The sequence below is a fragment of the Rhizobium viscosum genome (assembly GCF_014873945.1).
Taxonomy (GTDB): Bacteria; Pseudomonadota; Alphaproteobacteria; order Rhizobiales; family Rhizobiaceae; genus Rhizobium; species Rhizobium viscosum.
In genome coordinates this window covers 227,373-250,981 of record NZ_JADBEC010000003.1, presented here as the reverse complement: position 1 = coordinate 250,981, position 23,609 = coordinate 227,373, and the positions used below count along the sequence as shown (strand labels likewise).

Genomic DNA, 23,609 nt, shown 5'->3' with positions numbered 1-23,609 from the left:
CATTTCGTTTTACGCCAGCGGCATGTAGATATCCGTCCGCAATTCGGTCGGCGCGACTTCGCGCGGATTGTTGAGATATTCCTCGAACATCACGCGATCCCGGATCTGCCGGCCGGAGGCCGGCAGCCACTGGGCGTAGAGCCACTGATAGGCCTTGTACATATCGGCGTAGGGCCCCTTGTGGTGCAACACGGCATAGTCGCCGCCTTCCACTACGCGTCGCTCCAGCGGAGCGTTGGCGGCCGTCTCTTCGCCGGCCGCGACACAGGCGACGGAGCGCAGCTTCTCGGGTTGCACGAGATCGGGGTCGTCGAGATAGACGCCGATCATGCGCATCTCCGGCTTTGCGAGCCCGCGGGCATAGAGCGTGCCGAACAGCGTCTCGAAGGCCTTGCCGATCTCCATATAGGAGCCGGTATGGGGAACGCCGATGAGTTCGAGCGGCGCGATGGTTTTCAGGGTGACATCAAACATGGCTGGTGCCTTTCCGGTATGTGAGGGTTCGAAGACTGTGTGGCTTCCCTCTTTCCGGTAGCGTGCCGGCGGCATTCCATAGACCGATTTGAAGATGCGGTTGAAGGACTGGAGATTGGGATAGCCTGATCGCTTCGCAATTTCGCTGACATCAAGATCCGTGCGGACGATATCGCCCGCCGCGCGATGCAGCCGCAGCCGCTTGACGGTTGCCGCCAGCGTCTCGCCGTAAATCGCCCTGTAGATCCGGTGCCAGTGATAGCTCGACAGGCACGCGATTTCGGCCAGCCGCTCCATATCCAGATCCTCGTCCAGATGATCGTGGATATAGGCCGAGACCCGCCTCAGACGGTTCTCGTAGAGCGCCCATGCCGTTTCACCCGCCATGTCAACCCCCTTGCAAATCGATCGGCTCACCAAAGCATAGCCCGATTTGACAAATCCTGCTGACTTGAACCTTAGAGCGCCGTGCGTCCATTCGAACGCATAAAGGACGCTCTAACTCTTGGAACCTACGCACCAGCCTTTTCCGAAAATTGATTCAGATTTTCGGAAAGGCCTGGTGCTGGGGGCGAATCCTGCTTAGACCGGAATTCCGGCTCGAACCCAAGAGGAAGACTGATGCCGGATTTTTCTACATTGATACTCTTTGCCGCCGCAGCGTTGGTGCTTACTGCAACGCCTGGTCCCGATATGCTGCTGATTGCCTCGCGCAGTATCAGCCAGGGACGCACAGCCGGGTTTATGACCTATGCCGGCATTGCTCTTGGCACCTATTGCCATGCGCTTGCCGCAGCTTTCGGTCTCTCGCAGCTTTTGGTGGCCGTGCCCGTCGCCTACGAGGCCGTGCGCTGGGCCGGTTGCTTCTATCTGCTTTATCTCGCCTACAAGACGATCCGCTCCGAAAGCACGACCTTTGCGCCGGCCTCGACCCTGAGGCGGCTGTCGGGACGGCGCATCTTCTTTGCCGGTCTTGCGACCAATCTGCTCAATCCGAAAATGGCGCTCTTCGTCATCGCGCTCTTTCCACAATTCGTGCATGCCGAGGGCGGTTCGATCGGCGTGCAGATGCTGGTGCTCGCCAGCGTGCTGAACGGCATCGGCCTTGTCGTCAACGGCGCAGTCATCCTGCTCGGCAGTCAGATCCGCTCGCGTCTCGGCTCGATGCGCCGCTTCCCGAAGCTGCCGCAATATATGCTGGCTGGCGTATTCACCGGCCTCGCCTGCCGCCTCGCATGGCAGACGAGAAACTGACCGCGGCAGGGCGTGCCGAAAACAAAACCGGCTGCGAAATCCCTGATCTCGCAGCCGGTCCAAATTCGACCTGTGTCAGACGAATGCTCAGCCTGCGAGTGCCGCCGCTACAGCCTCAAGCGCCTCGTCAGCCTTGGCGCCATCGGGGCCGCCGGCCTGCGCCATGTCGGGACGGCCGCCGCCGCCCTTGCCGCCGAGAGCGGCAGAAGCGACACGCACCAGATCGACAGCGCTGAAACGGCTGACGAGATCGGGCGTCACTGCCACGACAGCACTTGCCTTGCCATCATCGGATACGCCGATCAGCGTCACGACGCCGGAGCCGATGCTGGCCTTGCCGTCATCGGCAAGCCCCTTGAGATCCTTCGGGTCGACACCGGCCACGGCCTTGCCGAGGAACTTGACGCCGGCGACGTCGCGCACCGTATCGGCAGAACCGCCCTGCCCGCCGCCCATGGCGAGCTTGCGCTTGGCGTCCGCCAGTTCTTTTTCGAGTTTGCGGCGCTCGTCCATCAGTGCCTCGACACGGGCAAGAACTTCCGACGGCTGCACCTTCAGCGAGGCAGCGAGCGTCTTCACGCGATCATCCTGTTCGGCGAGATATTCGCGCGCCGATTCACCGGTGACCGCTTCGATACGGCGAACGCCCGCACCGACGGCACTTTCGCCGAGGATGCGCACGAGGCCGATCTGGCCGGTCGCCGACACATGCGTGCCGCCGCAGAGCTCGACTGAGTAAGGCCTGTTGGCTTTGGCGCCATGCAGACCCGTGCCCATCGAAACGACACGCACTTCATCGCCGTATTTCTCCCCGAAGAGCGCCATGGCGCCCTCCTCGATCGCATCGTCGACGCTCATCAGCCGGGTGGTGACCGGAGCATTCTGCAACACGATCTGATTGGCCATCTCTTCGACGACCTTGAGTTCTTCTGCCGTCATCGGCTTCGGATGCGAGACGTCGAAACGCAGGCGCTCGGGTGCGACCAGCGAACCCTTCTGAGCCACATGGGTGCCGAGCACTTCGCGTAGTGCCTCATGCAGCAGGTGGGTAGCCGAGTGATTGGCGCGCAGGCGCGAGCGGCGGGCGTGATCGACCGTCAGCGCGACAGGCTCGCCGGTCTTGACTACGCCTTCGATCACGGTGCCCAGATGCACGAACAGACCTTCGCCCTTCTTCTGCGTATCCGAAATCTCGATCTTGCCGTGGTCGGAAGAGATCACGCCGGTATCGCCCATCTGACCGCCGGACTCGCCGTAGAAGGGCGTCTGGTTGACGACGATCTGCACCTTGTCGCCGGTCTTGGCTTCATTCGTGACGGCACCGTCCTTGACGATCGCTTGCACGACGCCTTCGGCCGTCTCGGTGTCGTAACCGAGGAACTCGGTCGCGCCGTGCTTTTCCTTGAGCTCGAACCAGACGGTTTCCGTGGCCTTCTCGCCGGAGCCGGCCCAATGCGAGCGGGCCTCCGCCTTCTGGCGCTCCATCGCGTCGGTAAAGCCGGAAATGTCGACGCCGATTTCGCGGGCGCGCAACGCGTCTTGCGTCAGGTCGAGCGGGAAGCCATAGGTGTCGTAGAGCTTGAAGGCGGTCTCGCCATCCAGCATGTCGCCCTTGGAAAGGTAGGTGGTCGCGTCTGACAGAAGCGACAGGCCGCGCTCCAGCGTCTTGCGGAAGCGGTTTTCCTCGAGCTTCAGCGTTTCGGAAATCAGCGCCTCGGCGCGCACCAGTTCCGGATAGGCGCGGCCCATCTCCTGCACCAGCGTCGGTAGCAGCTTGTACATCAGCGGTTCCTTGGCGCCGAGCAACTGGGCGTGGCGCATGGCGCGGCGCATGATACGGCGCAGCACATAGCCACGACCTTCATTCGACGGCAGCACGCCATCGGCGATCAGGAAGGCCGAAGAACGCAAGTGGTCGGCAATGACGCGGTGGCTGGCGCTGCCCTCTGCCTTGGCACCCATCGTATCCTCGATGGTGCCGATCAGCGTGCGGAAGAGGTCCGTGTCGAACACGCTCTGCACGCCCTGCAGAACGGCAGCCATGCGCTCCAGGCCCATGCCGGTATCGATCGACGGGCGCGGCAATGGGTTGCGAACGCCGGGCTCGGTCTGCTCGAACTGCATGAAGACGAGGTTCCAGAATTCCAGGAACCGGTCGCCATCTTCTTCCGGCGACCCCGGAGGACCGCCCCAGATATTCTCGCCCTGGTCGATGAAGATTTCCGAACACGGACCGCAGGGGCCGGTATCTCCCATCTGCCAGAAATTGTCAGAGGTCGGAATGCGGATGATCTTGTCGTCGGAGAAACCGGCGATCTTCTTCCAGAGCGACGCTGCTTCCTCGTCCTCGGAATAGACGGTGACCAGCAGCCGGTTCTTCGGCAGGTCGAAGCCCTCCGTGACCAGCTTCCAGGCAAGCTCGATCGCATTCTCCTTGAAATAATCGCCGAAGGAGAAGTTGCCGAGCATTTCGAAGAAGGTCAGGTGGCGTGCAGTATAGCCGACATTGTCGAGGTCGTTATGCTTGCCGCCGGCGCGCACGCATTTCTGCGAGGTCGTCGCCGTCGAATAGGGACGCTTTTCGAGACCGGTGAAGACATTCTTGAACTGCACCATGCCGGCATTGGTGAACATCAGCGTCGGGTCATTGCGCGGCACGAGCGGGCTCGATGGAACGATCTCGTGGCCGTTCTTCTTGAAGTAGTCGAGGAAGGTCGACCGGATATCGTTTACACCGCTCATTTCATGCCCTTCGATGCTGCCAGCAGGCAGGTAAAATTAAATCCATCGGCTTTTATCGTTCGACCTTGCCACTGTCCAGCAACAAACAAAACCGGCCGCATTCTCGTGAGGGAATGCGGCCGGTTCGAATTCGTTACGTGCTAGGCTGGATTACATGTCGCCATCGCCAGCATCATCGCCGGCATCCGGGCCGCCATTTTGCAGGAAGCGGTCGGCGATCAGGCCGGCATTCTGTCGCAGCGCCGTTTCGATCTCGCGGGCGAGATCCGGGTTGTCGCGCAGGAAGATCTTGGCATTTTCGCGGCCCTGGCCGAGACGCTGGCTGTTGTAGGAGAACCAGGCGCCCGACTTCTCGACTATGCCGGCCTTGACGCCGAGGTCGATCAGTTCACCAGTCTTGGATACGCCCTCGCCATACATGATGTCGAATTCGACCTGCTTGAAGGGAGGCGCCATCTTGTTCTTGACGACCTTGACGCGCGTCTGGTTGCCGATCACCTCTTCGCGCTCCTTGACCTGGCCGATACGGCGGATGTCGAGGCGGACGGAGGCATAGAACTTCAGTGCGTTACCGCCTGTCGTCGTTTCCGGCGAACCGAACATGACGCCGATCTTCATGCGGATCTGGTTGATGAAGATCACCATCGTATTCGACTTGGAGATCGAAGCCGTCAGCTTGCGCAGCGCCTGGCTCATCAGGCGGGCCTGCATGCCCGGCAGGTTGTCGCCCATTTCGCCTTCGATTTCGGCGCGCGGCGTCAGCGCTGCCACGGAGTCGACGACGAGAACGTCGATCGCGCCGGAGCGCACCAGCGTATCGGTGATTTCGAGCGCCTGTTCGCCGGTGTCGGGCTGCGAGATCAGGAGGTTCTGCAGGTCGACGCCGAGCTTGCGGGCATAGACCGGATCGAGTGCATGTTCGGCATCGACGAAGGCGCAGATGCCGCCCTTCTTCTGCGCTTCGGCAATCGTCTGCAGCGCGAGCGTCGTCTTACCAGAGCTTTCCGGACCGTAGATCTCGATGATACGACCCTTCGGCAGACCGCCAATGCCGAGGGCGATATCGAGGCTGAGCGAACCTGTGGAAACCGTTTCGATCTCGACGATGTTCTCGTTCGAGCCGAGTTTCATGATCGAGCCCTTGCCGAACGACCGCTCGATCTGTGAGAGTGCCGCTTCGAGCGCCTTGCTTTTGTCCACCGATTTGTCCTCTACGAGCCGCAATGAATTCTGAGACATTCGATCCACCTTTAGGTTATTGACGCTGCTCTAGCAATGTCGCCGCTGATGCGAAGTTTGTACCCTATTTGTTCTTATTTCGCAATGGGGTTGCAAATAATTGAAAGAAAAAGGTAAAACGGCCTGTGTTCTATTTTTGTTTTATCGATGCAAAGCAACGGCTTAGTGTCCCGCAGGCGCTGAATCCCGCCGCTTTGCGCCGCATTCGATTCGCTTCCGGGGTGCAGAAATGAGCGGCAAGATTCTTGTTCTCGGCGGCGCCCATATCGATCGCCGCGGCCGCATTTCCGGCGAGACGGCCCCTGGCGCCAGCAATCCAGGAACCTGGTTTGAGGAACCGGGCGGCGGCGGCTTCAATGCGGCCCGCAATCTCGCCCGTCTCGGCTTCGACGTGACGATGATTTCGCCGCGCGGCGGTGATCCTATCGGCGAGATGGTGAGCGAGGCGGCCGATTTTGCAGGGATCAACGACCGTCCCTTCGTCTTCCTCGATCGCAAGACGCCAAGCTATACGGCCATCATCGAGAAGGACGGCAATCTGGTCATCGCACTGGCCGACATGGAGCTCTACCGCTTCTTCGTGCCGCGGCGGCTGTCGATCCGCTGGGTGCGCGATGCCTTCGCCGCCACCGATTTCATCCTCTTCGACGCCAACCTGCCGGAGGAAACGGCTGCCGCGATCGTCGCAAGGGCCAAGGCACTCGGCAAGCCGGTCGCGGCAATTGCCATTTCACCGGCCAAGGTCGTGCGCCTCCTGCCCTGCCTTGAGGGTATCGACTATCTCTTCATGAATGAGGCCGAGGCTGCAGCCCTCACCGGCAGGCGGCCGGACGACGCTGCCGGCTGGCCGTCGCTGCTCGGTGACATCGGCGTCGGCGGCGCGGTTGTCACCCGCGGCCAGCGCGAACTTGTCGCCTTCAAGGACGGTCGTGCACTTCTCCTGCAGCCGCCGATCTCTGACGATGTCGCCGATGTCACTGGTGCGGGAGATTCGCTTGCGGCAGGCACACTGTCTGCCTTGATGCGCGGCCATCCGCTCGAAGAAGCGATCCGCCATGGTGCTGCGGCAGCAGCCCTCACCGTCCAGTCGCGGCATGCGGTGAATGAAAATCTCTCGCCGGATCTTCTTCGCGACATGCTTTCGCTTGTCCCGGCGGCAAGAATTCTGCAATGAAGCGGCAACATCGATAAACGGATACGGATCATGACCAAACCCTTCTCGTCCCTGCTGCCGATCTCCTATTCGAAGGAAGTGGCCGCCGCCAAGCAGCGCGGCGCCCCGATCGTGGCGCTCGAATCGACCATCATCACCCATGGCATGCCCTATCCCGGCAATATCGAGATGGCGCGCAGCGTCGAATCGATCATCCGCGATCAGGGCGCGGTTCCTGCCACCATCGCCGTTATCCATGGCACGCTGCATATCGGCCTCGAACCCGCTGAGCTGGAGCAGCTCGCCAAGGCGAAGGACGTGATGAAGGTATCGCGCGCCGATATCGCCTTCTCGATCGCCGAGCGCCGCACTGGCGCGACGACGGTTGCTGCAACAATGATTGCGGCGGCCCGCGCTGGCATCAAGGTTTTTGCAACCGGCGGCATCGGCGGTGTGCATCGCGGCGCTGAAGAGACCTTCGATATCTCCGCCGACCTCGAAGAACTCGCCCGCACCGGCGTCATCGTCGTCTGCGCCGGCGCCAAGGCGATCCTCGACATTCCGAAGACGCTGGAAGTGCTGGAGACCCGCGGCGTGCCCGTCGTCACCTATGAAAGCGATGAATTCCCGGCCTTCTGGTCGCGCTCGTCAGGCATCCGCAGCCCGCTGACACTGAACAGCCCGGCGGCGATCGCCAATTTCCAGACCACGCGCGAACAGCTCGGCATTGACGGCGGCATGCTGATTGCCAACCCGGTACCGGAAGCCGACGAGATCGCTCGCGAGGAAATGGAAATCTACATCGAGCGTGCGCTCGACAGCGCCGAGCGCGACGAGATCACTGGCAAGGCGGTAACACCTTACCTGCTGAGCACGATCTTCGACCTGACCGATGGTCAGAGCCTGAAGACGAATATTGCGCTGGTGGAGAATAATGCGCGGCTTGCGGCAGAGATTGCCGTGGCGCTGGGTGAATAAGTAAGAATGGGGCGGGCTGGTTCCGCCCCTTAAACGCGTTGTGTCGCGGGTCGCTGCCCTGCCGATAAGCGGTGCTTGTGAGACACCCCCCCTCTGGCCTGCCGGCCATCTCCCCCACAAGGGTGGAGACTGGCTGGGAGCGCGGGCTTCCCCAAACCAATTGACGTTGAAACTGTGCGACGTCAGTGAGGCGCGAAGGTCAAGCCACAAGCCGATCTCCACCCTTGTGGGGGAGATGGCCGGCAGGCCAGAGGGGGGTGGCCACACGGCACGCCCTCTCCGATTGCCTAAATCGGGGCGACCCCGCCGACACTAGCTATCCAGCGTCTCTTTCACCACCACAGCTAGCTGCTTCAGCGAGAATGGCTTCGGCAGGAAGCCAAACTTCGCTTCCGGCGGCAGGTTGCGGGCGAACGCATCCTCTGCGTAACCGGACACGAAGATGAACTTCAGATCCGGATAGTTCTTGCGCAGCTCACGCAGCAGCGATGGCCCGTCCATTTCAGGCATCACGACGTCGGAGACGACGATATCCACCTTGCCTTCGAGCTCCTCCATGATCTCGAGGGCCTCGACGCCGGAGCCCGCCTCATGGACCGTATAGCCGCGCGTCTCGAGCATGCGCTTGCCGCCGCGCCGCACTGCTTCTTCGTCCTCGACGAGCAGGATGACGGCTGAGCCCGTGAGGTCTTCCGGCTGCTTCGGCTGGACGAGTTCCACAATCTGCGCACCGCCAGCCGCGACGGCCTGATCGGCTGCTTCCGCTTCGGCAGCGACTGCCGGCTCGACGATATGGCGTGGCAGGAAGATACGGAAGGTCGTGCCCTTGCCGACTTCTGATTCCGGCTGGATATACCCGCCGGACTGCTTGACGATACCATAGACCATGGCAAGGCCGAGACCTGTGCCCTTGCCCACATCCTTGGTCGTGAAGAAGGGTTCGAAAATCTTGTCCATGATCTCGGGCGCAATGCCGGTGCCGGTATCGGTCACCTCGACCAGCACCATGTCCTCATGCGGCATGTAGGAATAGTTGAAGGCGGCAACTTCCGCTGCCGGAAGATTGCGGGTGCGCAGCGTCAGGGTGCCGCCCTCCGGCATGGCGTCGCGCGCATTGACGCAGAGATTGATCAGCACCTGCTCGAATTGCGAAAGATCGGTTTTGACAGGCCAGAGATCGCGGCCATATTCGACGTCGAGTTTGACGTTGGTACCCGAAATCAGCCGGTCGACCAGCATGCGCAGGTCGCCGACGACATCGGTCAGATTCAACACCGTCGGCCGCATCGTCTGCTTGCGCGAGAAGGCGAGAAGCTGGCGCACGAGCACAGCCGCGCGGTTGGCATTGCGCTTGATCTCTATCAGATCGGCGAAGCTCGCATCGGCAGGTCGTGCCTGTAAGAGCAGGTGGTCGGAGGAGAGCAGGATCGCCGTCAGCACATTGTTGAAATCGTGCGCAATGCCGCCGGCGAGCGTGCCGACCGCATTCATTTTCTGTGTTTGCGCCATCTGCGCTTCGAGCGCCTTTTGCTCGGTCACTTCGACCGCGTAGACAATGGCCGCCTCCTCCGGCGCCTCGTCGCTCTGGTCGATGACAGCATTCACATAGAAGCGGAAGAAGCGTGCATCATCGGTCGGCGTGCGGGAATCGATCGGCGGAATGTCGCTCTGCCGGTCCTTGGCGGCGGCGAGAGCTTCCGCAAGCTGCGGCCGGTCGCTGTCCTGCACGATCGTTTCCAGAAGCGCGCCACGCTCCAGATCGTCACGTGAGACAATATTGGAAAAGAGCTTCAGGAAAGGCGCATTGGTGCGCAGGATCTTGCCCTTGCCGTCGACGGAGGCGATCGCCATTGGCGTATTGTTGAAGAAGCGCGTGAAGCGCATGGCGGCGGCCGAGGCAGATTGCTCGTTCTCCTGGCCTGCATCGCGTGTCAGCACGATGGTGCGGCTTTCGCCGGGCGCCCCGTCTCGCATGGACGTGACGCGGTGGATGATCTGCACCGGCAGGCTCTGGCCATTCGATTTGCGCAGGTCGAGATCGAGTGTGACGGTCTTCTTCAGACCCGGCTCGGCCTGTACGGACTGGATCAGCGCCAGCCCCTCACCCGCGACAAGATCGCCGATGTTCATCGAGCCCGGCATGAATTTTGTGAGGTCGAGACCCAGCCATTCCGCAAGCGTGGCGTTCAGATAGAAGATCTCGCCCTTGCGCCCGGCGGAGAAGAAGCCCGAGGGAGCGTGGTCGAGATAGTCGATCGCGTTCTGGAGTTCCTTGAAGAAGCGCTCCTGATCCTCACGCTCGGCGGTGATATCGGTGATCTGCCAGATCTGCAGCGTGCTGTTGCCCTCTTCCGGCTTCAGGAGCCGCGCTTTCAGGCGATACCAATGCGCGCCGGCATTGCTTCCAGGGCCAACGGCCCGCAGCAGGCGGAACTCCTCGCGGCCTTCGCGGCCCTCGCGCAACCCGTTCACCAGCCGGTAGAGCGCCTCGTTCGATTCGCGATGGCGCGATAGCAGCGTTTCCAGTGTCTGCACCTCGGTCGCCTTGCGCGCGCCGGTCAATGCGCCATAGGCGGCATTGGCATAAACTATGCGGCCCTTCTCGTCGGTGATTAGAGTCCCGTCGGGATGGCCGTTCAAGAAAGCGCGCGCCAGGCTGTCGGACTGGCGCTGCGGCATGACCTCGATGAAGCCGATGACGGAGGAGACGAGAAAGAAGATGCCGACCATGGCGAGAACGCCGAGACAGCCGAGCACCAGCTCGTTGCCGAGCGAATCCTTGAAGAAGACGAAGGCTGCCGCCGCCGCAATCAGCACGATCGCCAGCAGGATGATGCGTATCGCCGTGCCAGAACGCCCCCCACGATCCACAAGCGGCGCGTTATAGTCGTCGACCTGACGCGATTTCGTCATCTATTCCTCGCATAAGCCCTTCCTGCCGCGCCCGTAACACCGTTACGAAGCAGGAATCAGGCAGTCTTTCCTTCTTATCAACTTGCTGCGCCCGCAAAAACAGCAGGTTTCGTTAGGCTGCTTGAATTCACAGGCAAACGCGCCAATTTGCCCGTAATCCCGCCGATGCCGAAGCAAGCAGCGGGCCAAATAACTGCACAACACGAAATCGCGTTCGCCGGTGACTGGACAGACCCGCCGGCTCTTGCCTAAGGAGCGGAAAAGTCGTCTGTTGTGCCATAATGCGAAATGGAGTGAGTGCCTATGTTCGATGATGTTGTAGGAGCTTACGGTAGCCGCTTCCTGCTTGCCGCCGGCGGCGTCGGTATTGCCCTCGTCCTGCTCATTCTCGTTCTGTGGTTCCTGCGCCATCGCGCGCCGTCGCCTTTCGTTCGCGGCGGCCGCAACCGCCAGCCGCGCCTGCAGGTTTTGGACGCCGCAGCCGTAGATGCCCGCCGCCGCCTAGTGCTGGTGCGCCGCGACAATGTCGAACATCTCGTCATGATCGGTGGCCCCACCGATATCGTCATCGAAAGCCGCATCCTACCGGAAACCGAAGCCGAAACGGCGAGCGATTTCCGCCCGCAGCCGGTCGAGGAACGCCCGGTCGTTCAGGAGCGTGCAATCGTCCAGCCGCCCCGCGAGCCGCCGCCGGCCCCGCAGCCGAGGCCGGTCGCCGCCCCTGTCGCACCGCCTGTGGCGGCAAGCGCCGAACCCGATTTCGAACCCCATAGCCCTGCACCGGCACCGGTCATCGTCCCAGTCATCGCCCCGCCGGCCGAGCCGCTTCGCCAGCGCCCCGAACCTTCGGTCGCTCCGGCAGTCGCGCCGCCCATGTCTGCCCAACAGATGTCTGCTCAGCAGATGTCGAGCCAGCAGGCTCCCGCGCCGCAGGTCTTTGCCTCGCCGCTAACAGCCGAGCGAGACGGCCCGCAGCGTATGTCGCAGCTTCAGCCGCGCCAGCCCGAGCGCCCCGCTCCGCAACCCGTGCCCGATGCCGCCAGCGCCGCCGATATCCTCGATGCAGCCCGCCAGCGCGTGCTGCCGCAGCAGCGCGTCGAACCGGAAGTGTCCGCCCCGCCGGCCCAGAGCATTCCCGCCGTTTCGCGTGGCGCCCCGGTCGCGACGGAAGATGGCGGTTTGCAATCGGCCGCCATCCGCCGCGATTTCCAACGCATCCTCGATGATGAAATATCGGCCAATCCGGCCGCCGAGCGCGTGGTTCCCGTACCCAATGCGCAGCAGGCACGCCCCGCCCCGCAGCCCGGTTTTCCTCAGTCTGGCTCTCCTCAGCCCGGTTCAATGCCGCGCCGCGACCCCGACATGGCGCCGATCACAGGTGCCGATGCCGCACTTCAAAAGGAAGTTGCCCGCATCTTCGGCGAAATGAGCGTCAATCGCGACAAGTAAAAGCCGGAGCCATATGGGCCCAAAACAAAAAGCACCGCGATCGTCTCGCGGTGCTTTTTTCATTGCCAGTTCGGAAGTTTATTATTCGTCCCGGTAAACCTTTTCGCGGCGCTCGTGGCGTTCCTGCGCTTCGATCGACAGCGTGGCGATCGGGCGGGCATCGAGGCGTTTCAGGCCGATCGGCTCGCCGGTTTCCTCGCAGTAACCGTAAGTGCCATCTTCAATGCGCTGCAAGGCTGCGTCGATCTTGGAGATCAGCTTTCTCTGACGGTCGCGGGCGCGAAGTTCGATCGCCCGGTCGGTTTCGGAGGATGCACGGTCTGCGAGATCAGGGTGGTTTGCGCTTTCCTCAGCCAGATGGTCGAGTGTTTCGCGCGCTTCTCTAAGGATATCGTTTTTCCAGGCAACCAGCTTGGCTCTGAAATAAGCGCGCTGGTTCGTATTCATGAACTCCTCGTCTTCCGAGGGAACATAATTGCTAAGATCGATCTTCTCACTCAACGCGATTCTCCTGAAGAACATCTCATCTGGCCGGGTGTATATCCCAAGCGCTATCCGCGATTCAAGCCAAATAAGACAGGTAAACAGATTTTTAAATCTGTCATCAATTTGAGCTAACAGTCTATTTTCGCATCCTTATTCCGAATGGCGATTTTTGCTTGGCCTTCAAAACGCCGTGTTGGGGCACCCGTTTTGCGCTCTTGGAAGCCGGTGGGCAGTTGACGTTGCGGGACCGCAAACGCTACTGAAAAGGCTCCGTTCGAAGCTGGATTTGCCCATGGCCACCCTCCTGCCTCCACCCCATCGGATCTACCTCCTGCGTCATGCCGAAGCCGCCTGGGCCGAGCCCGGACAGCGCGATTTCGACCGTCCGCTGAGCCAGAAGGGTTTCGGCGACGCTGAGATCGTCGCCGACCGCGCCGCCGACAAGGGCTACCGTCCTGATATCCTGATCAGCTCGACCGCGCTTCGCTGCCGTGATACCGCTGAGGCCGTGCATCGCGCCATGGGCGAAACGCTCGACGTGCGCTTCGTCGACACGCTCTACAATGCCTCGGTCGATACCTATCTCGAAATCATCGACGCGCAGGATGCGGGGAGTGTCATGCTCGTCGGCCACAATCCGACCATGGAGCAGGCCCTATCGGCGCTGATCGGCAAAAAGGCTATGGCAGCCTCTGTACCGAAAGGTTTCCCGACAGCCGGTCTCGCTGTCATCGACTATGCCGCTGTGACTTCGGCATGGCGTCTCGTCGATTTCGTCATCGACTGAGTTTTCGCGCCGCTTCTTTTTCAGGCTGCGGCCCCTTCCTATATTGCAGGCAGTGCCACCAGGGATTCCGATTTGCCGCCGCGCCTGACATCCTTTGCCGACGATGCGCTGATCGCGCTGGACAATCTTGCAGACCGCGCCAGCGGTCTTGTCAATCCGACCATCCGGCTCGGTGTCACCGGCCTTTCCCGTTCCGGCAAGACCGTCTTCATTTCCTCGCTGGTCCATAATCTCCTGCATGGCGGCCGGCTGCCGCTCTTTGAAGCGATGCAGTCCGGCCGCGTTTCGGCCGTCCGCCTGGAGCCGCAGCCCGATGATGCCGTGCCGCGCTTCCAGTATGAGGATCATATCCGGGCGCTTGTGAAGGAGCGTATCTGGCCGGATTCCACCCGCGCGATCTCGGAGCTGCGCATCACGCTGGATTATCAGAGCGCCAGCTCCTGGACGCGTATGTTCTCGCCCGGACGGCTCTCCATCGATATCGTCGATTATCCCGGCGAGTGGCTACTCGACCTGCCGCTGCTCGGCAAGGATTTCCGCACCTTCAGCGAGGAAACCATCGCCCTTGCCGCAGCCGGCATCCGCGCCGAGCTGTCGAGTGCCTGGCTGGAGCTGACGAAAGCGACAGATATCACCGCTTCCGCCGATGAAATGGTCGCCCGCGATCTCGCCACGAGCTTTGCCGACTATCTGAAGGCCTGCAGGGCCGACGAGCGTTCTCTCTCCACCCTTCCGCCCGGCCGCTTCCTGCTGCCCGGTGATCTTGACGGCTCGCCTGCCCTGACCTTCGCCCCGCTTGCACTGCCGCCCGAAGGCCGGCCGAAGCACGGCTCGCTCTGGGCGATGATGGAGCGTCGTTACGAGGCCTACAAGTCCGTGGTCGTCAAACCCTTCTTCCGCGAGCATTTCGCCAGGCTCGACCGGCAGATCGTTCTGGTCGACGCGCTGCAGGCGATGAACCGCGGTCCGGAAGCCGTACAGGATCTGGAGCGCGCCCTGACCGATGTGCTCGCCTGCTTTCGCCCCGGCAGCAATTCAATCCTGTCGTCGCTGCTCGGCCGGCGCATCGACCGTGTTCTGGTTGCCGCCACCAAGGCGGACCATCTGCACCACGAAAGCCACGACCGGCTGGACAGGCTGACGCGCCGCCTCGTCGATCGCGCCATTGACCGTATCGGCATGGCCGGCGCCGGCATCGATGTCATGGCGCTCGCCTCCGTGCGCGCCACGCGGGAGGCAACGGTGCGTCGCGACGGCCACGACCTGCCCGTCATCGTCGGAACACCCATGGCCGGTGAAATGATCGCTGGTGAGACCTTCGACGGCGAGCGCAAGACGGCAATCTTCCCCGGCGATCTGCCGGAAAATCCGGAAGCGTTATTCGAGCGCATCGAAGCCGGCGACGCGTCGGTCGAACTGCCCGACGTCAATGTTGTGCGCTTCCGCCCGCCGCAACTCGAGGAAACCGGCGGCGGCGTCAAACTCTCGGTGCCTCATATCCGTCTCGACCGCGCCTTGCAGTTCCTGTTCGGAGACCGCCTCGCATGAGCAAGCCGCCGATCGATCAGCCCCATCCGCCGCGCCGTGCCCCCGCCGCCTTCACCTTTGAGGAGGAGAATGCGGCCCCCGAAGCCCCTCGCGTAGAACGTCGCAAGCCCGCTAGCTTCTCAGGCGAAGTGGTGCTGACGCCGGATGAGGAAGATCCCTTCCTCAATCCGGAGCAAGATCTGAGCCCGCTGCCGGTCGCCACCCCGCGCAAGCGTCGCACCTCCTTTGCCAGCATCGCCGTCGGTGCTTTCGGCATTCTGCTGTCGCTCGCCGTGGGCCTCTGGACCGACCAGCTGATCCGCGATCTCTTCAGCCGCGCCGACTGGCTGGGCTATGCCGCCCTCGCCGTGCTCGCGATCGGCATCCTCGCCGTCATCGCTGTCATCGTCAGGGAGACGGCGGGCATGATGCGGCTTGCCGCAGTGCAGACCATCAAGGCTGAGGCCGATGCCGCCATTCTGGAAACCCGCCCCGCCAAGGCGCGCGCGGTCGTCGCCCGCCTGATGGGCCTCATCGCCGACAAGCCGGAAACCGCCAAGGGCCGCGCCACGCTGAAGGAGACCGAAGGCGAGGTCATCGACGCTCCGCATCTGATTGCGCTTGCCGAACGCGAGCTTCTCGGCCCGTTGGACCGGCGGGCACGCGCGCTGATCGTCAATTCCTCCAAACGCGTCTCGATCGTCACGGCCGTCAGCCCGCGCGCCATCGTAGATCTGCTTTATGTGCTCTACGAAGCCGCGCGGCTGATCCGCGCCATGGCTGAGCTCTATGGCGGCCGTCCCGGCACGCTCGGCATGCTGAGATTGATGCGTGACGTGCTTGCCCACCTTGCCGTGACCGGCTCGATAGCCGTCGGCGACAGCCTCGTGCAGCAAGTGCTGGGCCACGGGCTCGCCTCGAAGCTCTCGGCGCGACTCGGCGAAGGCGTCATCAATGGGCTGATGACGGCGAGGATCGGCATCGCCGCCATGGATCTCTGCCGTCCGCTGAGCTTCCGGGCGCTGAACCGGCCGGGAATCGGTGACTTTATCGGCGACTTGACGCCGTCGATGACGACGCGCAACGGCAACCCTTAAGCAAAAAAGCCGGATTTCGCCACATTCAGGCCTTCTTATGAGGGCTGAGAAAACTTGAGCGGATTCAATGTGCTACATCCGCTGCTTCAGAAACCTTGCCTAGCGAAAGCCCTGTATTTCCACGCATTTCGGCGCCTCGGAAAGAAAGGATTAACCATTCTCCGGCAAAACTTCAGACCAGTTCCCGAGTGGTGTTTGCCAAGGAAAATCCATGTACTCGCGCAAGTTTCTTTTTGTATGCGGCCTGGCCGCCGCGGCATTGTCTCCGGTGGCAGACGTCGCTTCCAACGCCACTGCCGCAACCCGCGACAAGGCCTTCTTCGAATCCGTCGCTGGCACCTGGAAGGGGCCGGGCGAAATCGTCGCCGGCAAGTACAAGGGCACGAAATTCACCTGCAATCTCGTCGGTTCGCCAGCTGATAATTCCGCTGCCGGTATCAAGCTCGACGGTACTTGCCGCGTCGGCGTCTTCAAGCAGCCGATGAGCGCCGTCATCTCCCAGTCCGGTTCCACCTACAAGGGCAAGTTCCTTGATGGTGCCGAAGGTAAAGGCCTCGATATCGTCTCCGGCGCCGTCACTGACGATACCGTCGTCGTCGGTATCAATCGCTCCAAGCTGAACGGCGCGATGATTGCCCGCGTTCGCGACGACAAGACCATGAACGTCACCGTTTCGGTCAAGGTCGAAAGCCAGATGGTCCCTGTCATCGGCCTGACGCTGACCCGCCAGGTCGACGAAATGGCTGTCGGTTCGATCCAGTAAGCTATTCATTCGGAGCGGATTTTCCTGAAGCGGCGGTTTTCCGCCGCTTTTGCTTTTTGGCCTGGGGAACCGAGCATCTGTCGGATTGTGTGCGGACGAACAGCCTGGAGGTCGATCGTGCCCCTGAAAGCTGTTGTCCTTAACGCCACCCTGAAATCCAGCGATGGTGAGCCCTCCTCCACCAACCCGATATACGTCCTCATTGGCGCGTTCCGTATCCTAGTATTTCGTGATGGTATCGGATCATTTCCCGCCACGCGTCGTTCTTTGTAAACGGCAGGGCTTGTTCCTGCTCGGCTATGGAGACGAAGGACATGAACGCAACCAACACGGATACGGAAACCAGGAGCCTGAAGCTCGCCAAGGAATATCTGCGCCTCGGCGGGCATCGCCGCTGCAAGATCGACGATAACATCACCACTGTGCGCCAGTGGGAGAAGGATCCGCCGGAGGCCGAACGCTTCTGGCAGGAACAGGTGCAGTCGCTTTCTGCAGCTGACCGCAAGCAGGTCGAGGATTTCCTGCCCAGCATCAATTCGCCCTGAATGCTTGAAGCTGCAGGTCCGATGCCCGGCAACTGGATCCATCTCTGCATCGATATGCAGAAGATGTTCGCGGAACAGACAGCATGGCATGTGCCATGGATGGCGACGGTGTCGCCGCAGATTGTTGAACTCTCGGAACGGTATGCAGAACGAACGGTTTTCACGCGCTTCGTTCCTCCGCCGACCGCTGATGCCATGCCCGGCATGTGGAGGAACTACTACGAAAAATGGTCAATGATGACCGGCGAACACTTGCTGCCGGAGCTCATGGATATTGTTGCCGATCTGAAGTCTTTCGCACCACCTGCCCGCATCTTCGACAAGCGAACCTATTCGCCCTGGGTCGACGGGCGACTGCATGAAACACTCGCGCTGGAAAAGGTCGAAGCCGTCGTCATCACCGGCGGTGAAACGGATATCTGCGTGCTCGCTGCAGCACTTGGCGCAATCGACCTCGGCTATCACGTCATCCTGTTGAAGGACGCCGTCTGCAGCAGCGCCGACGAAACGCATGACGCTACGCTCGAATTGCTGGGCGGCCGTTTTTCGGTGCAGGTGGAGATTACCGAAACGGACGCATTCCTCTCCGCTCTTTGACCCACCATTTCCCCTCACTCCTTCGGAATGATGCTGATGTTGCCGCTTACCTCGAGAATTGCAAAGCGGATATCTTTGACACTCTCGATGCCTTGCTGCGTTCTTGCGGCTTCCATCACGTCGTCTCTCTGAAGTCTCGAACCCTTCAGGGCAACTTCATCATAGACGCCGTTGGTGACGAGAACGGTCGGAACGCCGTCGATCAATCTGGCTGTTCGGCGCGACCAGCGCTTCAGATAGGAAAGCGCGATGTCGGTCGTAAACAGCGTCAGGATCAGGAGTACCGAATTGGTGATCGAGAAATCGTCACCCAGCATGGCCTGCTGTGTCGTCTCGGAAATCACCAGTATGATGACGAGATCGAAGGGTGTCATCTGGGCGAGCGTGCGCCGGCCGGACAGCCTGATAATCACCAGCAGGGCGAAATAGATGGCGACACCTCTGACGACTGCGTCCATGGGCACCTCACGGCAAGACGAGGACCGAACGTTCGATGACGTCCTGGTCGATACCGATGCGGAAGGAATGCAGCCCCGGCTTCTGCGTATGAAGCCTCAGGATCACCTGGCTCGTCGCGGCGGCATCCACAGGAAAGACATAGCTGATACGGCCGCTCTCGTAACCTATCGCTTTCTGCGGCGGGTCGATGCCTTCGATGGAGAAGATCGTCAGAAAATCGGGATCGAGAACGAGCCTGCGGTCCGAAGAAGAAGGCGGGAAAAAGACGCGCAACTCGTCGGGCGCATTCCACCGCGTGATGATCGGTAGCGCGAGACTGCCGCCGGCAAGTTTCAATTCCTGCCGGGAGAGAGGCCCGCTGCGCCCGAGCGCACCGAAAAGTGCAGCAATGAGAATGGCGGCAAAACCGATCCACGCCCAACGTTGTGCACGCCAGAAGCGTTGCTGGAAGTCAGTGTGGTCTTCAATGCCTTCCGGAAGGCTAATGCCCGTTTTCGGCATGTCAGTACCTGAACGAGCAGCCTTTCCCGCCGCTCTTGAACAGTCTCATGATACCTCCGGCTCAGTCGTTCTTCTGAGTTAGCGCAGCCGGTGCAGGCGACAAGATGTCATGAACATAGGGGAAAAGCCCCGCAAGGCAGGGCGTCTGGGGCTGTTCAGCTCTCGTCGGCTGCTGATATCATGTCCCTTATGTCTTGCGCCACCACTCGCGGCTCTCGTCTGCGATTTCGATACCCGCGATATCAGCCCCGGCCAGCCAGCCGGAAACCGCTCTGCCCCTGACCACGAGTTCGGGCGCGATATCCGCAAGCGGCATCAGCACGAATCCTCGCTCCGTCATGCGCGGATGCGGCAGTTCCAGCCGCGGCGCATCCTGCTCGATACCCTCATAAGTCAGCACGTCGATATCGAGCGTGCGCGGCCCCCAGCGCTCGATGCGTTCTCGTTTCATCTCCCGTTCGATCGACAGGCAGAGATCGAGCAGCGCTTCCGGCGCAAGCCGTGTTTCCACCGCCGCGCAGGAATTGAAGAAATAGGATTGGTCGGTCTTGCCCCAGGGCGGCGTGCGGTAAAGCCGGGAGACGGCGGCCACCCGGCAGTCCGGATGGGCGTCCAGCACCGCAAGCGCTGATGCCATGGACTTGACCGGATCGCCAATATTGCCGCCGAGGCCGAGCGTTGCGAGACGGAATGGATTATCGGGCACGATGCTCAACGGTCACCTGCACGAAATCAAGCACGCCGGGGATTGGCGCGTTCGGCTTGCGCACGGTGATCTTGGCCCTGATGATCTGCGGGAATTTTTTACAGAGCCCCTTGGCGATATCGAACGCCAGCGCCTCGATCAGGTAACGCCGCTGGCCGACGACGATCTCCTCGATGATGGTGAAAGCGGTACCGTAATGGACTGTTTCGTCGATGGAATCGTTTTCCAGCGCGCTGCCAGCTTCCACTTCCAGTTCCGCATCCACGAAGAAACGCTGGCCGAGGAATTCCTCTTCGGCATGCACGCCGTGCCGGGCGAAGAAGGCGCAATTCTGCATCAGGATCGTATAGGTACTCATGACGGCCTCCCCCTAAAACATGTCGCGCAAAAGTGCGTATCGGTTTTGCGGTAACGACATGCGAAAAAACAAAGATTCAAAGCGCGGCATTCGGATCCCATGGATCGTGACGCGCTTTGGAAGCATCGTTCCGGGCGGCCAGCATAGCATCGGCTACGGCAAGTGCATCCCTGTTGATTGCGACATTGTGTACCCGGAAAACAGCCGCCCCCTGCAGCCTGAGTAGCGCGCTCGTTGCAGCCGTTGCCGCATCGCGTTCCGCCGGTTCCCGGCCGGTGACGGCGCCGAGGAACCGTTTGCGCGACGTGCCGGCGAGAAGCGGCAGGCCGAAGCGGTGCAGCTCTTCGAAACGCACCATCAGCTCCAGATTTTCGCCCGGTGTCTCCTTGGCAAAACCGAAGCCGGGATCGAGCACGATCCGGTCACGCAGGACGCCGGCGGCAGAAGCGATCTCAAGCGAGCGCTCGAGAAAAAAGACCTGGTCTTCGATGATATCGGCAAGCTTCTGCCGGTCGCGACCGGTATGCATGATGCAGAGCCCTGCCCCGGTCTCAGCCGACAGCGCGGCGATTTCGGGCTCTTTCTGCAGGCCGAAGACATCGTTGACGATATGGGCGCCGGCATTGATGGCACGCCGCGCCGCTTCCGCGCGATACGTATCGATGGAAATCAGGGCTTCAGTACGTCTGCTGAGCGCCTCGATGACGGGCAGTACACGCGCCTGTTCCTCCGCCGGGCTGACGGAAGCCGCATCCGGCCGCGTTGACTCACCGCCGATATCAAGGATTTCAGCGCCGTCTGCGACTGCCTGCAGCGCATGCTCAACGGCCCTGTCGACGGTGTCGTAGAGCCCGCCGTCGGAGAAGGAATCCGGCGTCACGTTGACGATCGCCATGATCACCGCGCGCTTGTTGAGCTCGATCTCGCGACCGTGGGCCACACGCCAGAAACTGCTATCGAACTGATTCACCGGTCTAATCCCGTCGCTAGCCAAAAAAGCCGCTATCCGATATTGCTCTTGCGGTGGCTATGCCCCAAGCTCCGCCAACTTTCAACACAGGTTCAGTTCAGAATGCCGCTTGCGTTGCGTTATATGCGCCTTCCCATCGCCTTTTCCATGATTGCCTTTTTCCTCTGCGGCCCCGCGGCAGCCGAAGTCGTTGCGACGAAAAGCTATTCTTATTTCGATATCAAGGGAAAAACGGCCGACGAGCTGGACGATGAGCTGAGCCGCCGCGGCCCGACGGCGAACGGCTCCTCCGCTCGCCATCCCGGCGCCACCAAGATCCGTTTCGGCGGCGAGGCGACTTATATTCAGGAAAATGGCCGCTGCCGCGTCGGCAACGTCAAGGTCACCGTCCACACACAGATCATCATGCCGCGCTGGGGCAATCGCAAGGGCGCGAGCCGTGAGCTGTCGATGATCTGGGATGCGCTGTCGAGCGATATCAGGCGCCATGAGGAGCGCCATGCCGAGATCGCCCGCACTCAGGCGCGCGCCATGGAGCGCGAACTCAAGGCGCTGCCTTCGCGGCGCAATTGCGAGGCCATGCAGGAGCTCGTCTCGGATGTGTCGGCTCGCGGAGTAGAGGAGCACGACAAGTTGCAGGCCCGATTCGATCGCGTCGAGGCGGTCAATTTTCAGAATCGCATGCTGAGACTGCTCAATAACAGACTCAACGGCAAGGGCGGCGAAAGATAAGCTCTTTTTGCTCCCAAAGCGAGCAGAGAACGTTAGCTGCCCAATGAAACTTGTGCGAAGCTTGTGGAACTCCCAGCCTTTTACCGGTCATTTTTCATTCTGGTGGACTCAACCGGAACGCGGTAATATGACTATATTCGAAAGTGCAGTAAGGCAGCTGGCTTTCGTGACTGTGTTCTCCTGGCGCGTTCCGAAGCCGCGGGTGTTCCTCCCTCATCCGTAGGTAATGCGCCCGCCTCGCCTCGCCCGCCTCCGGCGTGCGAGGCTCTCTTTTTGGAAGAGCCGCGATTTTGGGAGTTAGAGCCTTTCCTGGTTAGATTGCAGCATTCTGTTGGCTCAAACGGAGTCGGATGATCGACCTGCCGGCGCACGTCGTAGCCCAGATCTACGGCCAAGCCGGCCGGTCGATCAGGCGGCCCGTTTCAGCCAACCCCGGTGGTTTGCTTGCAAACCAGTTAGGGCCGGGCATCTTTCCGCCAGGATCAAAGGCGATCGGCTCGGACGTACCAAGGCGTATGCCCTTCACCTATCGCTTCTGCCCTGACGAAAACCTGCTCCGGCAGAATGCTGCAATCTAACCAGGAAAGGCTCTAAGCCTGGCGTTCGGGCACGTGCACGGTGAGCCCGTCATAGGCAGCCTTCATTCTGATCTGACAGGAAAGACGCGAGGTCGGGCGCACGTCGAAGGCGAAGTCCAGCATATCCTCTTCCATCGCTTCCGGCGGCCCGACGGTCTCAGTCCACTGCTCGTCGACATAGACGTGACAGGTCGCACAGGCGCAGGCGCCGCCGCATTCGGCCTCAATGCCGGGCACGGAATTGCGGACCGCATTCTCCATCACGGTGGAGCCTTGATCGACGTCGAGATCGAAGCGCGTTCCGTCAAAGGCGACGATGGTAAGTTTGGGCATCAGGATTAGGTTCCGGTCTTTCGTAGTAGATGGGCGGAGTTTCTTCCGACAATTCGGCGCGTCAGTCAACATTGCCGGATCGACCCGAGATTCGCAGATCGGCCAGGGTTGCGCCATTCTCAATGCGTCACGGGGGAAGTCGCAAAAAGACCCGCCGTTCCGCTATGGAACAGCGGGCCCACAGTGTCGGCACGAAAATCGAGCTCGATTTTCGGAAAGCCTGATGCGTAGATTTAGAAAAATTGAGCCTGTGTGTGCGTCAAAATGGACGCACACACAGGCTCAAGGTCAGCCCAACCTGTCCTGTCTTATCCCCGGCAGAGTTTCAGAATGAAATTCTCGGCGTCGACCACGGCTGCACCCAACGCCGCCATTGCGGTCGCGTCGCCATTGTTCTCTTCGACGGCTTCCGCCGATTGCGAAACCCGGAAGGCGCCGACGGAGCTTGCGGCTCCCTTCAGGCGATGTGCCGCAGCGCCCACCTTGGCAGACTCGCCGCTTGCAATGTCCTGCAGGCAGGCGCGTGCCTGACGCGCAAACATCTGGAGAACTTCGATTTCCACGGTCTTGTCGCCCATCGTCTGGCGCGCAAGATGAACAAGGTCGATCGGCCGGACCTTGGAGGGCGAAGGCCCTGTGGAATTGTCAGGTGCTTCGAATGCGATACTCACTGCTGCCATTTGCCAATTCTCCCGTCTTATATCGCCCGCGCTTGCTACTGTTGTGCGGTTGGAGAATGGCGATCCCGTTAAATTCCGGCGCATTCGGGGCGAAAATCTAACCATATGGTTAATGTCCCTTAAATATCGCTAAAATATCGGCTTTTGGGCCGCTTCCAAAATTTAAAGGTGTTAACAACGAGTTAAGAGGGATGGAAACGCAAGGGTTCATTAATTGTGTAGGGAGCCCAGATGTGTCACTACGATACTGTTGAGGCAGGCTCCTACCGCGCGCCTTTGCCGACAGAG

General features: G+C 61.0%; 23 protein-coding genes and 1 pseudogene. 12 read left to right on the top strand and 12 right to left on the bottom strand.

Annotated elements, in window-relative coordinates:
• Positions 1–9: 9 nt before the first annotated feature.
• The gene (locus H4W29_RS33245; protein ID WP_192733103.1) at positions 10–861 is read right to left on the bottom strand and encodes an AraC family transcriptional regulator; all 852 of its coding nucleotides are present in this window, start codon (positions 859–861) and stop codon (positions 10–12) included.
• 234 nt (positions 862–1,095) lie between these two features.
• Between H4W29_RS33245 and H4W29_RS33240 the strand changes: the two genes are divergently transcribed.
• Positions 1,096–1,728: a LysE family translocator gene (locus H4W29_RS33240; protein ID WP_192733102.1), complete on the top strand. Its 633-nt coding sequence runs from the start codon at positions 1,096–1,098 to the stop codon at positions 1,726–1,728.
• A gap of 87 nt (positions 1,729–1,815) precedes the next feature.
• On the opposite strand, the gene alaS is transcribed toward H4W29_RS33240, so the two are convergent.
• Complete coding sequence (gene alaS / locus H4W29_RS33235) at positions 1,816–4,470, bottom strand: alanine--tRNA ligase (protein WP_192733101.1); 2,655 nt, start codon at positions 4,468–4,470, stop codon at positions 1,816–1,818.
• A 150-nt stretch (positions 4,471–4,620) separates the two neighbouring features.
• On the bottom strand, positions 4,621–5,709 hold the full coding sequence (gene recA / locus H4W29_RS33230) for a recombinase RecA (protein WP_112547765.1): 1,089 nt from the start codon (positions 5,707–5,709) through the stop codon (positions 4,621–4,623).
• Between the two features lie 229 nt (positions 5,710–5,938).
• Between recA and H4W29_RS33225 the strand changes: the two genes are divergently transcribed.
• Together H4W29_RS33225 and H4W29_RS33220 are read left to right on the top strand one after the other, a co-directional pair.
• On the top strand, positions 5,939–6,883 hold the full coding sequence (locus H4W29_RS33225) for a carbohydrate kinase family protein (RefSeq protein WP_192733100.1): 945 nt from the start codon (positions 5,939–5,941) through the stop codon (positions 6,881–6,883).
• A 30-nt stretch (positions 6,884–6,913) separates the two neighbouring features.
• A complete protein-coding gene (locus H4W29_RS33220) occupies positions 6,914–7,840 on the top strand; it encodes a pseudouridine-5'-phosphate glycosidase (protein WP_192733099.1) in 927 nt (308 codons plus the stop codon).
• Positions 7,841–8,152: 312 nt separating this feature from the next.
• Here H4W29_RS33220 and cckA read toward each other — a convergent pair whose 3' ends face one another.
• Positions 8,153–10,753 carry a cell cycle histidine kinase CckA gene (gene cckA, locus H4W29_RS33215; protein WP_192733098.1) on the bottom strand — a complete coding sequence of 867 codons (2,601 nt, stop codon included), beginning with the start codon at positions 10,751–10,753 and terminating at the stop codon, positions 8,153–8,155.
• Positions 10,754–11,056: 303 nt separating this feature from the next.
• On the opposite strand from cckA, the gene H4W29_RS33210 reads away from it, so the two are divergent.
• The gene (locus tag H4W29_RS33210) at positions 11,057–12,202 is read left to right on the top strand and encodes a flagellar biosynthetic protein FliO (protein WP_192733097.1); all 1,146 of its coding nucleotides are present in this window, start codon (positions 11,057–11,059) and stop codon (positions 12,200–12,202) included.
• Between the two features lie 81 nt (positions 12,203–12,283).
• Here the strand turns inward: H4W29_RS33210 and dksA are convergent, their stop codons facing one another.
• The gene (gene dksA / locus H4W29_RS33205) at positions 12,284–12,703 is read right to left on the bottom strand and encodes an RNA polymerase-binding protein DksA (protein WP_007826301.1); all 420 of its coding nucleotides are present in this window, start codon (positions 12,701–12,703) and stop codon (positions 12,284–12,286) included.
• Between the two features lie 277 nt (positions 12,704–12,980).
• Here dksA and H4W29_RS33200 point away from each other — a divergent pair, with 277 nt between their 5' ends.
• The 6 genes and pseudogenes from H4W29_RS33200 (at position 12,981) to H4W29_RS33175 (ending at position 18,004) form a co-directional block, all read left to right on the top strand.
• Positions 12,981–13,475 carry a SixA phosphatase family protein gene (locus H4W29_RS33200; protein WP_192733096.1) on the top strand — a complete coding sequence of 165 codons (495 nt, stop codon included), beginning with the start codon at positions 12,981–12,983 and terminating at the stop codon, positions 13,473–13,475.
• Positions 13,476–13,547: 72 nt separating this feature from the next.
• The gene (locus H4W29_RS33195) at positions 13,548–15,023 is read left to right on the top strand and encodes a YcjX family GTP-binding protein (protein WP_192733095.1); all 1,476 of its coding nucleotides are present in this window, start codon (positions 13,548–13,550) and stop codon (positions 15,021–15,023) included.
• Positions 15,020–16,099 (top strand): YcjF family protein, encoded by a 1,080-nt coding sequence (locus H4W29_RS33190; RefSeq protein ID WP_192733094.1) that lies wholly within the window; start codon positions 15,020–15,022, stop codon positions 16,097–16,099. The genes H4W29_RS33195 and H4W29_RS33190 overlap by 4 nt, the downstream gene beginning before the upstream one ends.
• A 211-nt stretch (positions 16,100–16,310) precedes the next feature.
• Complete coding sequence (locus H4W29_RS33185; RefSeq protein ID WP_192733093.1) at positions 16,311–16,862, top strand: hypothetical protein; 552 nt, start codon at positions 16,311–16,313, stop codon at positions 16,860–16,862.
• Between the two features lie 326 nt (positions 16,863–17,188).
• Positions 17,189–17,407 (top strand): annotated as a pseudogene (locus H4W29_RS33180) (hypothetical protein); the annotation flags it as partial.
• A 21-nt stretch (positions 17,408–17,428) separates the two neighbouring features.
• On the top strand, positions 17,429–18,004 hold the full coding sequence (locus H4W29_RS33175) for a cysteine hydrolase family protein (RefSeq protein WP_192733091.1): 576 nt from the start codon (positions 17,429–17,431) through the stop codon (positions 18,002–18,004).
• Between the two features lie 14 nt (positions 18,005–18,018).
• Here the strand turns inward: H4W29_RS33175 and H4W29_RS33170 are convergent, their stop codons facing one another.
• The 5 genes from H4W29_RS33170 to folP form a co-directional block, all read right to left on the bottom strand.
• A complete protein-coding gene (locus tag H4W29_RS33170) occupies positions 18,019–18,462 on the bottom strand; it encodes a DUF421 domain-containing protein (protein WP_192733090.1) in 444 nt (147 codons plus the stop codon).
• Positions 18,463–18,469: 7 nt separating this feature from the next.
• Entirely contained in the window at positions 18,470–18,964 is a 495-nt protein-coding gene (locus tag H4W29_RS33165; protein WP_192733089.1) for a hypothetical protein, read from the bottom strand.
• Between the two features lie 187 nt (positions 18,965–19,151).
• Positions 19,152–19,679, bottom strand: coding sequence for a 2-amino-4-hydroxy-6-hydroxymethyldihydropteridine diphosphokinase (gene folK / locus H4W29_RS33160; RefSeq protein WP_210332492.1), 528 nt, complete (start codon positions 19,677–19,679; stop codon positions 19,152–19,154).
• On the bottom strand, positions 19,660–20,028 hold the full coding sequence (gene folB / locus H4W29_RS33155; RefSeq protein ID WP_112547776.1) for a dihydroneopterin aldolase: 369 nt from the start codon (positions 20,026–20,028) through the stop codon (positions 19,660–19,662). Before folB ends, folK begins: the two co-directional genes overlap by 20 nt.
• 76 nt (positions 20,029–20,104) lie before the next feature.
• Complete coding sequence (folP, locus tag H4W29_RS33150; protein ID WP_192733088.1) at positions 20,105–20,998, bottom strand: dihydropteroate synthase; 894 nt, start codon at positions 20,996–20,998, stop codon at positions 20,105–20,107.
• A gap of 102 nt (positions 20,999–21,100) precedes the next feature.
• Here folP and H4W29_RS33145 point away from each other — a divergent pair, with 102 nt between their 5' ends.
• Positions 21,101–21,730: a DUF922 domain-containing Zn-dependent protease gene (locus tag H4W29_RS33145; RefSeq protein ID WP_192733087.1), complete on the top strand. Its 630-nt coding sequence runs from the start codon at positions 21,101–21,103 to the stop codon at positions 21,728–21,730.
• 350 nt (positions 21,731–22,080) lie between these two features.
• Positions 22,081–22,308 (top strand): hypothetical protein, encoded by a 228-nt coding sequence (locus tag H4W29_RS33140; protein WP_192733086.1) that lies wholly within the window; start codon positions 22,081–22,083, stop codon positions 22,306–22,308.
• Positions 22,309–22,320: 12 nt separating this feature from the next.
• Here H4W29_RS33140 and H4W29_RS33135 read toward each other — a convergent pair whose 3' ends face one another.
• Together H4W29_RS33135 and H4W29_RS33130 are read right to left on the bottom strand one after the other, a co-directional pair.
• Entirely contained in the window at positions 22,321–22,641 is a 321-nt protein-coding gene (locus H4W29_RS33135; RefSeq protein WP_192733085.1) for a 2Fe-2S iron-sulfur cluster-binding protein, read from the bottom strand.
• Between the two features lie 308 nt (positions 22,642–22,949).
• Positions 22,950–23,321: an Hpt domain-containing protein gene (locus H4W29_RS33130; protein ID WP_192733084.1), complete on the bottom strand. Its 372-nt coding sequence runs from the start codon at positions 23,319–23,321 to the stop codon at positions 22,950–22,952.
• Between the last annotated feature and the right edge of the window lie 288 nt (positions 23,322–23,609).